Genomic DNA, 13,781 nt, shown 5'->3' with positions numbered 1-13,781 from the left:
TGCAGCCGGCCCAACGAGCAACCGAATACAGCGAAAAGAGACTCTCATGAGCGACCAAAAGGAACAGCGGCTGGCCAAGCGCAAGAAGGGCCTGACCGCCATCGCCGCCGTCGTGGCCGTGGCCGGGCTGGCCTATGGCGGCTACCACCTCATGGTGGCCAGCCGCTACGAGAACACCGACAACGCCTACGTGCAGGCCGACGTGGTGCAGATCACGCCGCAGCTGGCCGGCACCGTGCAGCAGGTGCTGGTGCAGGACACCGACTTCGTGCGCGCCGGCCAGCCCCTGGTCAAGCTCGACGCGGCGGATGCCCGCGTCGCCCTGGAGCAGGCCCAGGCCCAGCTTGCGCAGACCGTGCGCGAGGTGCGCACCCTCTACGCCAACAACAGCGCCGCGCAGGCCCAGGTGGCCCTGCGCCAGGCCGATGCCGAGCGCGCCCGCGCCGAGCTCGCCCGCGTGCAGGACGACGTGCGCCGCCGCGAGCCGCTGCTGGCCAGCGGCGCCGTGGGCCGCGAGGAGTTCAACCACGCCCTGGCGCAGCGCACCGCCGCGCAGGCCGCCGTGGCCGCGGCCGAATCCGCCGTGCAGGCCGCGCGCGAGCAGCTCGCCTCCAGCCAGGCGCTCACCGACAACACCCCCGTGCAGGAGCACCCCAACGTGACGCGCGCCGCCGCCCGCGTGCGTGAGGCGCACCTGGCGCTGCAGCGCACCGAGCTGTCCGCGCCGGTGGACGGCTACGTCGCCCGCCGCAGCGTGCAACTGGGCCAGCGCGTGCAGGCCGGCGCGCCGCTGATGTCCGTCGTGACCCTGGGGCAGAGCTGGGTGGACGCCAACTTCAAGGAAGTGCAGTTGCGCAAGCTGCGCATCGGCCAGAGCGCCACGCTGGAGGCCGACGTCTACGGCAGCAAGGTCGAGTACCACGGCCGCGTCGTGGGCCTGGGCGCGGGCACGGGGGCGGCCTTTGCGCTCATCCCGGCGCAGAACGCCACGGGCAACTGGATCAAGGTCGTCCAGCGCGTGCCCGTGCGCATAGCGCTGGACCCCAAGGAGCTGCAGGAGCACCCGCTGCGCGTGGGCCTGTCCATGGACGTGACGGTGGACGTGCGCGACCAGAGCGGCAAGGTGCTGGCCGACACGCCGCGCGGCGCGGCGCCCGCGGCCGCCGGTGGCGCGGCCTCGGCCCCTGAGGGCGCGGCCAGCGGCGCGGTGGACGCGGCCGGCCATGGCGGCGGCGCCTCCGGCATGACGCCGCAGGAGCGCGAGGCCGAGGCCGACGTGCAGCGCATCATCGCCGCCAACCTGGGGCAGGCCGCCGCGGCGCGCCCGGCCGCCGCCGTGAACCGCTCCGGCGCCGCCCAAGGTGCCACGCAGGCCGCCGCGCGCGTGGCCTCGGCGCCGGCGCGCACGGCCGTGGCGCAGTGAGGCATCAAGACACAAGGATCACGCTGTGAGCGCCGCTTCCACCACCGCCCCCGGGGCGGACGCGCCCAAGCCGGGCACCGGCACGGCCCCGGCCGCCGCCGCGCCCGGCGCGCCGCGCTACGTGCCGCCGCCGCCGCTGCACGGCACCGCGCTCGTCCTGGGCACGCTGTCGCTGTCGCTGGCGACCTTCATGAACGTGCTGGACAGCTCCATCGCCAACGTGTCGCTGCCGGCCATCGCGGGCGACCTGGGGGTGAGCCCCACGCAGGGCACCTGGGTCATCACCAGCTTCGGCGTGGCCAACGCCATCTCCGTGCCGCTCACGGGCTGGCTCACGCAGCGCTTCGGCGCGGTGCGCCTGTTCACGGCCAGCGTGCTGCTGTTCGTCCTGGCCTCGTGGCTGTGCGGCTTCGCGCCCTCGCTGGAAATGCTCATCGCCTTCCGCGTGCTGCAGGGCGCGGTGGCCGGCCCCATGATCCCGCTGTCGCAGACGCTGCTGCTGGCCAGCTACCCGCGCGAGAAGGCCGGCACCGCCCTGGCGCTGTGGGGCGTCACCACGCTGGTGGCGCCCGTGGCCGGGCCGCTCCTGGGCGGCTGGATCACCGACCACATCGCCTGGCCCTGGATCTTCTACATCAACGTGCCCGTGGGCCTGGCCGCCGCGGCCGTCACCTGGGGCATCTACAAGGAGCGCGAGACGCCCACGCGCCAGCTGCCCATAGACAAGACGGGCCTGGCGCTGCTGGTGGTCTGGGTGGGCGCGCTGCAGCTCATGCTGGACAAGGGGCAGGAGGAGGACTGGTTCTCCTCCGGCCTCATCGTGTTGCTGGCGCTGCTGGCCGTGGTGGGCCTGGCCGTGTTCATCGTGTGGGAGCTCACCGCCGAGCACCCGGTGGTGGACCTGCGGCTGTTCTCGGGGCGCAACTTCGCCTTCGGCGCGCTGGCGCTGTCGGTGGCCTACGGCGTGTTTTTCGGCAACGTGGTGCTCATGCCGCTGTGGCTGCAGCAGTGGATGGGCTACACCGCCACGGCCGCGGGCTGGGCGCTGGCGCCGGTGGGCTTCCTGGCCATCCTGCTCACGCCGCTGGTGGGCAAGAAGGTCAGCGTCTGGGACCCGCGCCGCATGGCCACGGCCGCCTTCATCGGCTTTGCCGTCGTCTTGTGGATGCGCTCGCACTTCACGACGCAGACGGAGTTCGTCCAGATCCTCGTGCCCACGCTGATGCAGGGCGCGGCCATGGCCTTCTTCTTCATCCCGTTGACCACGCTGACCTTGAGCGGCCAGCCGCCGGAGCGCATACCGGCCGCCGCCGGCCTGAGCAACTTCGTGCGCATCACCGCCGGCGCCATGGGCACCTCCATCGCCACCACGCTGTGGAGCAACCGCGCCACGCTGCACCACGCGCAGTACGCCGAAACCATGGGCCAGGGCAGCAGCGCGGCGGCCGACGCCGTGGCCGGCATGCAGGCCAACGGCTTCACAGCCGAGCAGGCCTGGGGGCAGATCAACCGCCTGGTGGACCAACAGGCCTACACGCGTGCGGCGGACGACATCTTTCTTGCCTCCGCCGGGCTGTTCCTGCTGCTCATCGTCCTGATCTGGTTCACCAAGCGCCCGGCGCGCGGCGCGGCCGGTGCGGATGCGGGCGGCGCGCACTGAATAGGCGTCGCGCGTGCACGGTGGCGGACACAAGCATCCCGGCGCGTGCCCGGGGGCTTGTGTCCCTTCTGTGAACTGTGAAGCCCTGGCCGGCCCGCGGGTCCGTGCGGGCGTCAGGGTGGCGCGCCTGCCTGTAAATTGGGGGCTGGCACTGGCCCGCCGTTTGCCGCAGCCGCATGCCGTCCTGCGTCTGGCAGGTCTTGGGATTTGCGCTCTCTGGCCCAATGGATACTTTTCCCATGCAAGCACGCACCCCTTCCGAACGTTCCCGGCGGCAGCGTTGGAGCCGCCTGCTGCTGGGCCTGGGACCCCGGCGCTCGGCCTTGTTGCTGCTGTTGCCCAGTGTTGCGGCCTGCGAGTCGCTGGCCTGGGGCACGCAGATGGCCCTGGGCGGCACGGCCGGCTGGGCGCCGCTGCTGCTGGCCGCGGGCCTGTGCGGCGTGTTGCCGCCGCTGCTGGCGCTGCCGCTGCTGCAGCAGTTGCGGCAGCTTGAAAAGCAGAACCTGGCGCTGGAAGTACGCGCCACGCGCGACGAGCTCACCGGCGCCTTCAACCGCGACTGGTTCATGCACGTGTCCGAGCGCGAGTTCTCCCGCTCCCGCCGCTACGACGCCGACTGCGCGCTGCTGATGGTGGACGCCGACCGCTTCCGCAACATCAACGACCGCTATGGCCGCACCTGCGGCGACGCGCTGCTGCGCGAGATCGTCCAGGCCAGCGGCCGCCAGTTGCGCAGCCCCGACCTGCTGGCGCGCTTCAGCGGCGAGTCGGTGGCGGTGCTGCTGCCGCAGACCGACCCCTTGGGCGCGCTGGACGTGGCCGAGCGCATACGCGAAACCATCGCCGCGCTGCAGGTCAGCTGGAACGGTGCCGCCGTGGGCACCACGGTGAGCGTGGGCGTGGCCTCGCTGGGCGTGGGCCACGCGACGCTGGAGTCGCTCATTTCGGACGCCGACGGCGCCCTGCACGCGGCCAAGGAAGCCGGCCGCAACTGCGTGCGCGCCGCGCCAATTCAGCCCAGGCGCAGCGGCGAGGCGTACCCCGTCATCTCCAAGTAGCCGCCGCCCACGCGGCGGCCGCTGCCGGCGTGCTGCAGCTCGCACAGGCCTTCCCAGTAGATGGCGGCCGTGGAGTTGCGCGCATCGAGCTCCTGCGCGTCCATGAGCGCGTGCACCTTGAAGCTTCCTGAAGGCGTCTGCACCGTCCACTCCATCGGGTAGCGCGCCTGCGACGTTGGGCTTTGCCAGGTGCGCCCCGGGGTGAACATCACCTCGCCAGGGCCGAAATCCCGTGCCGCGCCGCCCGCCGGGCGAAAGGCGCCGCCGGCCCACATCGTTGAACCGTCGCGCCGGCGAATTTGAAAAGCCATGAGCGCGCCGCCGTCGTCCAGGTTCATGCCTATCCAGTCCCAGCCCGCCGCGTCGGGGTGCAGGTAGGCGATGCTCCACTCGTGGTCCAGCCAGGCGCGGCCCTGCACGGCCTCGCGGCGCTCGCCGCGCCAGAGCGTGCCGCTCACCGCCAGGTGCGGTTCGGAGTAGTAGTGGCTGGCTTCGCTGGGGTCCGGCCCCTTTTGGCTGAAGCCCGCACGGCCCTGCAGCAGCAGCGGCTGGGTGGCGTTCAGGTCCAGCTCGTAGGCAAAGCCCGCGTCGCGGTCGGAGAGGCGGGCGCGGTAGCGGCTGGCGCCGGCACCGCCTTCGCGGCGGAAGGACCAGTCGCCCAGAAAAACGTCGGTGTCCTGCACCGAGGCCGCGGCCAGCGGCGCGGCGGGGTCTTCGTTCCAGCGCGCCAGGCGTTGGGCGTGGCGCTGGCGGCCCGCGCGCAAGTCGCTCAGCGCCGCGTGGGCCGAGAGCAACTGGCGCGGCGCGAAGCGGCCGGCGTCCTGCGTGGCCAGCCCCGTGCGGCTGCGGAAAAACGTGAGCTGAAAGCCCAGCGTCTCATCCGCAGCCGTGCGCAGCGTGCCCGTGGCGTACCACCACTCGGTGCGCACGCCCAGGTGCGCGCCGAAATCGCGCGGGAAGTCCAGCGGGCGCGGGGTGATGCGGCTGTCGATGGCGTCGATGGGGACGGCAGGAGCGGCAGGCGTTGCGCGCGGCGCGCCGGCCGCAGTTGCGGCCGTGCAAAGGCTGGGACAGATGGCCGGCAGCGCGGCGGCCAGGAGCAGGCGGCGGGAAAGCATGGGCGGCATCCTACGGAGCCGCGAAGGCCCGCCGCGGGGGAGGGCGCCGCCCAGGCCGGCTCGCAAAAAAGCGCCGGTCCCTCGCCCAACGCGGACGGGAGACCGGCGCCCTGCAAGACGCTGCCCGGGAGGCCCCGGCAGCGCACCCCAAAACAGGGTCAGGCGCGAGGCGTCACTTGGCGCCTGCGGCGGCGGCGGCCGGACGGCGGCCGGCGGGCACCTCCTCAGCGGCGCGCAGGGCGGCGCCGCTGGCGTTGCGCATGGCGGTGAGCTGGTTGGTGAGCGCCGTGCGCAGCTCGGCGTTCATGGTGCTGTAGCGGTTTTGCATCTGGTACGGGTCCAGGTAGAGGTCGTAGTACTCCGCATCGCCGATGTCGAACAGCGCGAACGTGGAGCCGAAGGCCGTGCGCAGGCCGCGGTACACGTGCGCGGGCGCCGGCGCCAGGGCGGCGGAGTTGGCGTTCATGTCGTCAGGCTCCAGCAGCCCAGGCTCGGTGGTGGCGCCTGCCGACGCCAGCTCCGACGCCTCGCCGGCCAGGCCGGTGTGGCTTTCCAGCAGCAGCGCCTGGCGCCAGGTGGCGGGATTGGGCCCCTTGAACAGCGGCACCAGCGAGCGCCCGTCCACGAAGTCCGGCGCCGCCACGCCGCCCAGGGCGGCGAAGGTGGGCGCCAGGTCCACGTTGGCCGAGAGCTTCCTCACCACGCGCCCGGCCGGGATGCCAGGGCCGCGCACGGACAGCGGCACGCGGATGTCCTCCTCGTACAGCCGCGACTTGCCCGCGGGCAGCCGGTGCTCGCCCTGGTGCCAGCCGTTGTCCGAGGAGAAGAACACGTAGGTGTTGGCCAGTTGCCCCGAGGCCTGCAGCTCGTTGACCAGCGTCTCCACCATGTCGTCCAGCGCCAGCATGGACTGGCGGCGCTTGACGTAGAGCGTCTGCATGCGCGCGATCTCGTCCTCGGTGAGCAGCGGCAGCTTGCGCAGCCAGCGCGGCTTGTCGCTGATGTCGGCCTCGTTGAACGACGGCTTACGCGGCAGCTTCACGTCCAGCAGCATGTTCTTGTAGCGCTTGGGCGGCGTGGCCGGCGCGTGCGGCAGCGTGGGCGTGAAGAACAGGAAGAAGGGCTTCTTGGCCGGGTCCTTGGCCGATTCGCGCAGGAAGCTCACCGCCTGCGCCGTGGCCACGTCGTTGAAATGGTCCGGCGCCGTGTTGCCGTAGCTCACCGTGCGGCCGTTGAAATTCACGCTGTAGTTGTATTGCGCGTAAGGCGTGCCCCCATTGGGAACCCACCAGTAATTCCAGCCCGGGGGAATGTAGAGCGGGCCAACGTCGGAATTGGGATAGCCGTTGAGATACTTGCCGATGATCCCCGTGCGGTAGCCGCCGCGCTGCAGCCAGGTGGCGATGGTGGAATTTTCCAGGCCGTCGGCGTGGAATTTGGCAAAGCCCCCGGTGGGCCAGACGTTGGTGAATATCCCGGTGTTGTGCGAATACTGGCCGCGCAGCGTGGTGGTGCGCGAGGGGCAGCACAGAGAGAGGCTGGTGAAGTTCTGGTCGAACAGCACGCCCTGGTCCTCGATCAGCCGCTTGGTCTTGGGCATGTACTGGTACAGCTCGTGTTCCATGTCGTCCACGAGGATGTACAGGATGTTGGGCTTTTGCGCGGCGGCCGGCATGGACAGCGCCGCCAGCGCCGCCGCGGCCGGCACCAGCAGCCGCCAGGAAACTCGGGACAAATTCATCTTGTTTCGCTCCTTGTGCATTTGAGGAAATACAGCAAATTCATTCTCCGACAGCTCTGGTGCCCGTAAATGGGGCGCACTGAGGCGGGCAAGGAATCTGCTGGTGTGAGCGAAGGTGTTTTAGTTTTCGAGTGAGCTTGAATATCCCGACAATTCGTAAGCGTTGCTTCAGATCTATTGAATTTGCTGGAGTTAAAGGGGGTGGGTACACGGTTCATGCCCGCAATTGCACGCCTGCAAGCAAGGGTGGGCCGCGGCGGCCAACCCCCGAAGGCGGGCTGTCGTGTGTTAGGCCCTGCGAGGCGCGTGGAAGGCCTTGCGCTCCCGGCGCGTGCTGCCCTACCAGTCCTCCTTGACGGCCAGCACCGCATCGCGCCCGGCGGCGGCGCGGGCGCTGAAGGCCGCCGTGAGCGTGCCCGCCGCCACCACCGCCGCGCACAGCGCGCCCAAGCGCGACCAAGGCAGCAGCAGCTCCATGGTCCAGTGGAAGCTCTGCGGGTTGACCACTTTCACCAGCACCACGCTCACCAGCAGCCCAAGCCCCAGGCCGACCAGCGCCCCCGCCGCCGTCCACGCCGCTCCCTCGCCACCGACCACCGCCACCACTTGGCGCCTTGTAAAGCCCAGGTGGGCGAGCAGGCCGAATTCGCGCCGCCGCGCCATCACCTGTGCCGAAAAACTTGCCGCGATGCCGAACAGCCCAATGCCTATGGCCACCGCCTGCAGGTAGTAAGTGACGGCGAAGCTGCGGTCGAAAATACCCAGCGAGATGCCGCGAATCTGTGCCGGCAGGGCGAATTCCAGCAGCCCTGCCTCCGGTGACAGCGCGCGCAGCCGCTCTTGCACGGCGTCGGCCGAGGCATCTGGCGCCAGCCACAGCGCCAGGTCGTTGACGCGCGCGTCGCCCGTGAGCCGCCTGTAGTCGCGCAGCTCCATGGCCACGGCGCCGAACTGCCGCGCGTAGTCGCGCCACACGCCCAGCACCTGCACCTGCACGGGCTGCGCGCCGCCCAGGGGCAGCTTCAGCGTCGTCCCGGGGCGGGCGCCGTAGAGGTCCACCATGGCCTCGCTCACGTACACGGCGGGCAGCGTGCCTTGCGGCGGCAGCGGGCGGCCCAGCATGGGCAGGTCGCGCGAGGCATCCGCCAGGGGCCGCGCCACCAGGCTGACCGTTGGACGGGCCGGGTCGAGCTGCAGCGGGCGCACGCGCAGCCCGTCAGCGCGCGCCACGCCCTGCACGCGGGCGGCGGCGGTGACGAACTCCGGCGGCAGGAAGGCCGTGTCACCCTGGCCCTGCGTGCCGCTGCGCACGTAGAGGTCGGCGGGCAGCACCGCGTCCAGCCACTGGGCCACGCCGTTGCGGAAGCTCGCGACCATCACCGTCAGCGCCACCGCCAGCGCCAGGCTGGACACCACGCCCGCCATGGCGACGCTGGCCGCATGCTGTTCGTGCCGCGCGCGCTGCACCGCCAGCAGCGGCAGGGCCGAGCGGGGCTGCAGCCGCGCCAGCAGCAGCGCCACGGCCGCCGGCACGCAGGTGATGCCGCCCAACAGCAGCAGCGCCACCGACACGTAGGCCGGCAGCGGCAGCCCGGCCACGGGCGGGGCCAGCGCCATCAAGCCGCCCAGGGCCAGCAGGGCGGGCGCGCGCCAGGCCGGCGCGGCGGGAACGGAGCCGCCCAAACCCTTGATGGCCTGGGCCGGTGCCATCTGCTGCGCCAGCCGTGCCGGCCACCAGCCCCCGGCCAGGGCGGCCACCATGCCCAGGGCGCCGAACACCAGCGCCGCCGGCCCCGAGAACTGCAGCCGCGGCGCGATGCCGGGGAAGTAGCCGCCGCCCAAGTCGCCCGCCAGCCAGCGCAGCGCGCCTGCGGCCAGTGCGGTGCCCAGGGCCAGACCCAGCACGCTGCCCAACGCGCCAATGGCGGCCGACTCGGCCAGCACCAGGCCGCGGCGCTGGTGGGCCGACAGGCCGAGCACCCCCAGCAGCGCCAGTTGCGGCGTGCGTTGCGCCACCGACAGGGCCAGCACCGAGAAGACGAGGAAGCCGCCCACGAACAGTGCCACCAGTGCCAGCACGGTCAGGTTGACGCGGTAGGCGCGGGAGAGGTCGCTGACCTTTTGTGCCGCCGCCTGCGGTTCGGCGAGCTGCAGGCCGTCCGGCAACTGCAGCGCCTGGCGCAGCGCACGCGCGTCGGCGCCGCCGGTCAGGCGGATGTCCACGCGCGAGAGCTTTCCGGAAGCGAAGCGCGTCTGTGCCGCCGACAAGTCCATGACCGCCAGCGGCGCGCCGCCCGCCGTGACCGTGCCCTGGATGCGCAGCGGCAGCTTTTGCAAACCCCACTGCAGCGTGAGCGTGTCGCCGGGCGACAGGTGCAGCCGCTGCAGCGCCGCGGCATTGAGGAAGACGGCGTCCGGCTCCAGGACGGCGGTGAGTGAGGAGCCCTTCATGGGCACAGGCATGAGGGCCGCGCCCAGCGGGGCCACGCGCAGCGCGTCCACGCCCAGGAGTTTCAAAGACAGCCGCTGCCCGGCGGCGTCCAGCGCGGCGGCGTCGATTTCCAGCACCGGGCTGGCGGCCTGGACCAGGGGCGACAGGGCGACGCGCTCGAACCAGGCGTCCTCCAGCGCCCCTTGGGCGGGGCTGCGCAGCGAGACGTCGGGCTCGCCCGCGGCGGCGCGCGCGGCGTTGGCGAACTCGTCCAGGGCCGAGCGGTTGATCAACTGGACGGAAAACGCCAGCGCCACGCCCAAGGCCACGGACAGCACCGCCACGGCCAGCCGCCACGGGTGGTGGCGCCATTCGGGGAGGACGAGTTGGCGGAAGAGGGGGATCACGGGTGGGGAGGTACCGAGGCGACAGGAGCGCGAAAGGGGCAAAGCAAAAGCCTGGGGAAGGGTAGATTTTCCGGGAAAATTGGGCTGGATAAGCTTTGTGAGCTGTTTAGGGCCTGTGCTGCAACTCGGAAAAATGAATTCAAAACATGTTCAAATATATTTGTGATCAGTTGAAGCAGGTGTATTTCTGGAATTCTGAACGCAAGGGCTGCTGGACTACCAAGTTCTTGACGTGATCAATTGGGGGCGGTTGGCTATGGATAAATAAATTGCCGAAGCCCCTTTGGGTGGAAAAAATCGGCCCCAACCCTGCGGACAGAGGATCAGGCGTTGCTCGTATTGGGCACATCATGGGTAGATGAAGCGTGCTGTGATTTGACGTCATCTCCGATGTAAATAACGCGCGGATCAGAGGGCAGCGTTGCATCTTTTGCGAAGGCAGCCAATGAGTCGTGCACATAGGTATCAAAAAACTCAATAATTTTTGGGTCGCGCAAGCCTTTGTTGTGTACGAATTCTGCCTCGAATGCGTCCAGTAGATTGTGGTAATGGGGGCGGATGGGCAACAGAGGATTGTTGACTAATGTTGAGCGAATAATTTTCACATCGGACATCAGTTGGTCATCATATATATCGAGATTGCGTGCGAGTGAGCCGTCGCTATCAGGTAAAGTGTCGTGGCGTGCTTTGAGTCTCAGATATTGGTCTTTGGCGGCGTCGGAAATGTCTTTTGCGGAATCTGCGTATGAAATTAGAGATGGTTTAATTGGAATGCCCAGTCGCCGGTTATCAGATTTCGCTGCGCTCAAACGCTCCTGTGCGCGCATGAAATTTGATTGCGCTTCATCCGCTTCTTTTTTTGCAGCGTTCATCTGCTTTTGTAGTTCTCCTTTTTCATATTTCCATTGCTGCTCAAGTAAATTTAATTCAACTTGGTCACTTGTGTCGGTGCGCCTGGCTCGCGCATCTCTGTTTTGACGTATTTTGTAGAAGCGCCATTCGTAATAAAGTCGCATATGTGCATTGATCTGGTGGCCGAGATCCATCTGCGTCAGGTTGATATGCTCCATATAGTGCTGCCAAAGTGAAACTGTTTTGCCAAACTCTTTTTGGCTATGAATGTCGGTGCCAAAAGCATGTGCTGTTTCTCCATAGGATATTTCCTGTAGTGAGTAGAGCGGCACGCCATGGGAATAAGCTAGGCGATGCATGACACGTAGAGGTAGTAAGCTTAATAATTGGCCGGGCTTCAAGCTCCGAGCGCCTTCTCCAGGCCGATAACCGCCGCCGACGTCTGAGTGCACGCCAGGATAAACCATTTCTTCTGTACTTGGTGGATAGGTATTGTTTCTTCGGCAGCTATCGAGTGGAAAAGAGTTTCTTGTTTCGTGTGCAGCAATCATGTGTACACACTTTTTAACCATGGGTGGTATGTCTAGTGGGTGCGCCCATGTTGAATGCCCGTCGTATGGGCCAGGGGCAGGATCTGCTCCATAAGGCTTGAATGCAAGTGATTTAACCCCATTGTTGCCTTGATTTCGCTGTTTCATGGCGATTGAGGTGTCTACAATTTTAAATGCCTGGGCATTTGATGTCGTGTTACCGCTCAGGGGCAAGCCAACAGATGCGACAGTATCCCATAAGCCTAGAAAATAGAAATTCATCGGATATTGATATTTAATTAGTTTCCAACCCTCGCTTGTCTTGCTGCACTTTTTTTGAAGCTCTCTGGCAAATGCGCGTGCCAATGTGGCGCCGCGACTGAAGCCAAATGCTGCCACATTGATGGAATTTACTTTGTTTCGTGGATTCATGGCGATTGCTGCGGCTTCGGAAATAATTTTGTCGAATTGGGAAATGGCCCAGTCTATGCGATGTTGTCCCCATGCTCCAAAACCCATGCCTTCCGGGGTTCCGCCCGGATCTCCAATTTCTTCAAAATATGTTCCAATTCCTGGAATGTAAAGTCGGTGCAGGCCTTGGGTTGAGTCGGATTCAATATGTGCTAAATATAATTTGGCGACGTTGCTTAATTCGTAAGTGGTAATGTCTGCATCCAGGTTGTTTCCTGTGCCATCAAAAAATAGGCTTACCGTTATGGTCTGCTCGCAGCCTGAAGTTGCGGGAGAAGCCAGTTTTGCAGAATTTATGCATACGCTCCGCTCTGTAAGAGTGATAGGTCTCTGCAGAGGGAGGGCAGCTTTTGATGCTGGCTGTCCTGTGGTATTCGCTAGGCTGGCGCTAAATTGAAGATTGACTTTTGATTGTGCTGCTGTGTAGTGTCCTTTAGTAGACATGCCTGCACTCCGCAACCTCTTCGTCGTGAATTGCATTGCCGGACTCTTTGCGGTGTCCGGGGTCATATCTTTCTAGTTGCAGTTTTGTTTTTGGAAAGTTAGATGTTATTTCTGGGATGATGCTGCCATCAGGCATGAAGTGCACTGCAACGGCAAATGGCTTGTCAGGGAAGGGCGGCTGAATCATGGTGGTTTTTTTGCACCAGCGTCGTTTTTGGTTCACGATCCGCATCCACTCAATTTCCACCTTCATGGCAGAAATTCTTCCGGCCCGCCAGGGGAAGCAACATGTCGTTCCGCCGCCTCCGCTGGTGGGTGAACTCACGGCAATGTTGCCCCCACCTCGGCCATTGATCGAAAACCATTCAATAACGAGATCCGTATAATTAAAGCCGTGAATGCCAAGACCTATGGGTTTGGCGGTCAAATAATCGAGAGAATTTTCTGCGTTGGCTTCATTTTTTTGGCTGGCAATCAGAGTCCCTCCTGCGTAGAACACCAAGAGGCATATGAGCCGAATGGCGCGTTGTGAAATAATAATTTTGCTCATATCCAAGCTGTTTACTGTAGATATTTTCATTTGTCCGTGTTCTCAAAGTCCTGTTTGTTGAATTGCATCTTCAAAACTTATCTCCCTGTTTCGAACTTTGTGGAGCAATGCTGCCCATTTCGCTTCCTTTGTGAAGTTTAGGCCTAATTGCAAACATGCCAATGCGAAAAGTGTTTGTGACGGCATGCCTTCAATTCCAAATTCTTTTGCGTTTGCCAAGGCACTGTAGGCAAGTTCGTGGAGTTGCGCTCGTGAATGGGTTGCACACAAGTCCCATCCATGCGTCAGCATTTGCTGCACGAGCACGTCAACGTCCGCTGTGTCAATCATCAAGTTTTGTTGTTGCTCTGAGAATATGAATAGCGAAGGCCATAAGTCCTCAGATGTCGGAACTGCTTTGAGCGTTTGGAGTTTTCCTGCTCGGTCTAGCCAAATCCATCGTGATGCAATACCCAGAAATTCCCCTCGCTGCTCAGGCTCCAATACCTTCAGTAGCGATTCAAGAATTCGTGTATCGAAATACCGCAACAGCGCCGGCACATCGTCCGGCAGCATGACGTTCAGCCTCTTTTTAAGGCCATTGACCAGTATTTGCGGATCTATACTGGAATACAGCAAGGTCAGGCTGGTGCTTTCCAGGCAGGCGGTATGCAGCCATGGCAGCCACCAAGATTTTAGCGGCGGTTGCAGTGTCAGCAGCAGCGGTGCAGCCTCAATAGACAACTCTTCCCGCGACCCTGAAAATAAATTTACCCAGGGTGTTGTCGGATAGTCATGCAAGCGGTTCAATAAACCTGGTGCGCCGGCATGGTCCACCAAGGCATATAAGCAACTGTCCGTACCAGGGCTCAAGTTCAATACGGCTTCCATAAACGTGTTGGAGTTTTGCACTTTGACCCTTCTTCAACGCAACACAAATGGCGCGCCGCTAGCCCGTGCTTTGAATAGACATTGGACGCATATCTGTTGGGGAAGCACCGGCATGGAATATTGGTATCTCGACGGTCCGACAAAACTTCTTTTCCCCGCCCGCATCGTCAACGTCCCCGGCGCCACGAATTCCACATTGCCGCCTTCCAATATCAACCCCGCCCCA

General features: G+C 65.1%; 9 protein-coding genes. 3 read left to right on the top strand and 6 right to left on the bottom strand.

Annotated features, from left to right (window positions below; translation table 11 throughout):
* The first annotated feature begins 46 nt into the window (after positions 1-46).
* The 3 genes from ALA01S_RS10290 (at position 47) to ALA01S_RS10280 (ending at position 4,141) form a co-directional block, all read left to right on the top strand.
* The gene (locus tag ALA01S_RS10290) at positions 47-1,423 is read left to right on the top strand and encodes an HlyD family secretion protein (protein ID WP_066335616.1); all 1,377 of its coding nucleotides are present in this window, start codon (positions 47-49) and stop codon (positions 1,421-1,423) included.
* A 25-nt stretch (positions 1,424-1,448) separates the two neighbouring features.
* The gene (locus tag ALA01S_RS10285) at positions 1,449-3,083 is read left to right on the top strand and encodes a DHA2 family efflux MFS transporter permease subunit (protein ID WP_084267413.1); all 1,635 of its coding nucleotides are present in this window, start codon (positions 1,449-1,451) and stop codon (positions 3,081-3,083) included.
* 239 nt (positions 3,084-3,322) lie between these two features.
* Complete coding sequence (locus ALA01S_RS10280) at positions 3,323-4,141, top strand: GGDEF domain-containing protein (protein WP_066335614.1); 819 nt, start codon at positions 3,323-3,325, stop codon at positions 4,139-4,141.
* Here ALA01S_RS10280 and ALA01S_RS10275 read toward each other — a convergent pair.
* The 6 genes from ALA01S_RS10275 to ALA01S_RS31645 form a co-directional block, all read right to left on the bottom strand.
* Complete coding sequence (locus tag ALA01S_RS10275; protein ID WP_084267411.1) at positions 4,096-5,259, bottom strand: lipocalin-like domain-containing protein; 1,164 nt, start codon at positions 5,257-5,259, stop codon at positions 4,096-4,098. The two genes, ALA01S_RS10280 and ALA01S_RS10275, sit on opposite strands and share 46 nt — an antisense overlap.
* Before the next feature lie 172 nt (positions 5,260-5,431).
* Positions 5,432-7,000, bottom strand: a complete 1,569-nt coding sequence (locus tag ALA01S_RS10270) for a sulfatase family protein (protein ID WP_169805892.1) — start codon at positions 6,998-7,000, stop codon at positions 5,432-5,434.
* A gap of 339 nt (positions 7,001-7,339) precedes the next feature.
* Positions 7,340-9,838 carry an FtsX-like permease family protein gene (locus ALA01S_RS10265; RefSeq protein WP_066335606.1) on the bottom strand — a complete coding sequence of 833 codons (2,499 nt, stop codon included), beginning with the start codon at positions 9,836-9,838 and terminating at the stop codon, positions 7,340-7,342.
* Positions 9,839-10,161: 323 nt separating this feature from the next.
* On the bottom strand, positions 10,162-12,135 hold the full coding sequence (locus tag ALA01S_RS31655) for a T6SS phospholipase effector Tle1-like catalytic domain-containing protein (protein WP_169805891.1): 1,974 nt from the start codon (positions 12,133-12,135) through the stop codon (positions 10,162-10,164).
* On the bottom strand, positions 12,125-12,715 hold the full coding sequence (locus ALA01S_RS31650; protein WP_084267410.1) for a DUF3304 domain-containing protein: 591 nt from the start codon (positions 12,713-12,715) through the stop codon (positions 12,125-12,127). Before ALA01S_RS31650 ends, ALA01S_RS31655 begins: the two co-directional genes overlap by 11 nt.
* 12 nt (positions 12,716-12,727) lie before the next feature.
* The gene (locus tag ALA01S_RS31645; RefSeq protein WP_157118882.1) at positions 12,728-13,576 is read right to left on the bottom strand and encodes a DUF4123 domain-containing protein; all 849 of its coding nucleotides are present in this window, start codon (positions 13,574-13,576) and stop codon (positions 12,728-12,730) included.
* Positions 13,577-13,781: the final 205 nt, after the last annotated feature.

It is taken from the genome of Azohydromonas lata NBRC 102462, from assembly GCF_001571085.1.
Lineage (GTDB): Bacteria > Pseudomonadota > Gammaproteobacteria > Burkholderiales > Burkholderiaceae_C > Azohydromonas > Azohydromonas lata.
The sequence above is the reverse complement of the archived record's forward strand: the minus strand, read 5'-3'. Positions and strand labels throughout refer to the sequence as shown.